The 279-nt window shown below is 47.3% G+C and carries 1 protein-coding gene; it reads left to right on the forward strand.

Features of this window, described 5'->3' with window-relative positions:
• Positions 1-168: 168 nt before the first annotated feature.
• Positions 169-279, forward strand: a 111-nt coding sequence (locus tag LJE08_RS15415) for a cyclic-di-AMP receptor (protein WP_370633283.1), incomplete at its 3' end; no start/stop codon positions are given.

A 279-nucleotide genomic window follows, 5' to 3' on the forward strand; every position in this document is an offset into this window, starting at 1 on the left:
TGCCTATCAGAAGCTGGCGCGACAAAACCCTGATCGCATCGTTACGATTGACGCCAGTCAGCCGCTGACACAGGTGATTTCAGCAACTCGTTTGGCAATTCATCAGCGCTTTGAGCAACTGTTTTAATTAACGCGACTTTTTAAGGAGGGCTTATTATGAAAATGATTATGGCAATCGTTCAACCAAAAGATGCCGGCAAGCTGCGGGATGCTTTTATCGACAACAATATCGGTGCGACCAAGCTGTCATCGACGGGTGGCTTCTTAAGAGAAGGCAAC

The organism is Holdemanella sp. DFI.5.55, from assembly GCF_020593575.1.
Lineage (GTDB): Bacteria > Bacillota_I > Bacilli_A > Erysipelotrichales > Erysipelotrichaceae > Holdemanella > Holdemanella hominis.